Source organism: Micromonospora sp. NPDC003776 (genome assembly GCF_053605645.1).
In genome coordinates this window covers 1-1,427 of record NZ_JBSGJR010000932.1, presented here as the reverse complement: position 1 = coordinate 1,427, position 1,427 = coordinate 1, and the positions used below count along the sequence as shown (strand labels likewise).

Annotated in this window: 1 pseudogene; it reads left to right on the top strand. The window is 79.5% G+C overall.

Annotated elements, in window-relative coordinates:
* Positions 1-1,427, top strand: a pseudogene (locus tag ACWEVO_RS36485) (hypothetical protein); the annotation flags it as partial.

Here is a 1,427-nt window from a genome sequence, read left to right as displayed (position 1 = left end):
GTGAGGTCGCGCCGTCCGGGCGCGCCGCCGATCGCCCCGGCCCGGGGCCGGCCCCGGACAGCCTCGCCGGCTGGGTCAGCGACCTCCGGCGGCGCCCGGACGAGCCGGACGCCTTCGACGGCGCCGCCCGGACCGGTGCCGCCAACGGCCGTTCCACCCCGGCCGCGCCGCCCCCGGCCCGGTCGTTCTTCGAACCCGCCGCCGGCCGGACCGGCCGGCGTTCGTCCCCGCTGGACCAACCGCAGCGGACCGGGGACCGCGCCGTTCCGCCGTCCCGGTTGGGCCAGGGCGGTCAACCATTCCCCCGCCGCCGGCCGCTGCACGAGCCGGTGCGGGAGGACCCCACCCGAGCGTTCCCGATGGACGGGGCCGAGACGACCCACGCGCTCGGCTCGAGCCGGTCGGAGGAGCCGCCCGGGCCGTTCCAGCTCGCACCGCCGCCAGCCGCAGGGGACGACGCGACCCAGGCACTGCCCCGCCGCCGCCCGGGCGCCGGGGGTGAGTCCGAGGTGGACGGGCGTACCCAGCCGGTCCCCGTGGGGGACGGTGGACCCGCCGTACCGCCCGGGGCCGAAGAACTGCCCCCGTCGATCGCCGAGCCGGTCTCCGCTCCGCCGGCGGGGCGTCGGGGCTTCTCGCCGATCGTCATCGAAGGCACCGTCATCGAGTCCCGGGACCTCACCGGGCCGGCGGAGGAGCCGGCGGCCCGCCCGGACACCGGCTCGGCTCCGGTGACGCCCGAGGTGTACGCGGTGCCCACCGTTCCCGCGGCCGCCTCGGCGATGGCCACCGCCAGCGCGGCGCCGGCGTACCGGGCGGACGGTGAAGCGCCTGCCGCGCCCTGGGCGGGCCCCGCCGAACCCACTGTGCCGTTGACCATCGACCCGGCCGCCGGGGAGAGCCGGTCCGCGGTCGACGGGCCGACCGATCCGGTGGCGGCCCGGGTCGCCGAGGCCCCGGACGTGCCGGTGCCGTCGCCGGCTCCCGACGGCCCCTCCGGCGGTCGCGTCGGGTCGTTCTTCGAGCCGGTCGCCCCGCCCGCCGAGCCGACCGTGCCGCTCTTCGGCGGTTCCGCGCCGGCCGACCCGTCCCCGCCGGTCAACCCGACCGACGAGCGGACCGAGCCGGTGTTCGACGCAGCGGCGGACCGGTCCCTGTTCGAGCCCGCCGGCCGGGCGCAGCGGCGAACCGAGCCGCCGTACCCGCCTGCCGGACCGGCGGAGGACCGGACCGAGCCGCTCTCCGCGCCCGTCGTGCCGCCCGCGCAGGAGCGCACGGAGCCGCCGCCCGGGCCCGCCGTGGTCGCCCCGCCCGCCTGGACGGCACCTTCGGAGGACCGGACCGAGTCGCTGTCCGTGCCCGCCGATCCGGCTAGGTGCCGGTTACCGGCAGCGACGTCGTGTCGAAGAAGCAGGACGCCCCGCAGA